Source organism: Kitasatospora nipponensis (assembly GCF_039528135.1).
GTDB classification, from domain to species: domain Bacteria; phylum Actinomycetota; class Actinomycetes; order Streptomycetales; family Streptomycetaceae; genus Kitasatospora; species Kitasatospora nipponensis.
On record NZ_BAAALF010001009.1, the window covers coordinates 253 to 559 of the forward strand.

Consider the following 307-nt stretch of genomic DNA (forward strand, 5'->3'; position numbering starts at 1 on the left):
CACCCGCTCCGACCTGGCCTTCCGACGGTCGGAGCGGGTGGCCGGACGATCGCCGGTGCGACGCTCGCCAGAGTGAGCGGGACAGTATGCACTGCGCTGTCCCCCGATCGCTGGAATATGCCTGAAGCGCTTGCTGCGACCGTCCTGCCGGATCATTCTGAGGCGTATTCGTGACGGAGCCATGGCCGGTCCGACCGGGCCTCGAACTGCGAGTGCGGGTGGTGGAGCGGTGCAGGTACTTCAGGTCCAGTTGGCGGTCCAGGCGGACCCGGCCGAGGTCGGGCGGGCGCGCCGGTGGGTTCGCTCG

1 pseudogene is annotated in these 307 nt (G+C 69.7%); it reads left to right on the forward strand.

The features are described from left to right. Positions 1-229: 229 nt before the first annotated feature. Positions 230-307 (forward strand): annotated as a pseudogene (locus ABD323_RS44580) (ATP-binding protein); the annotation flags it as partial.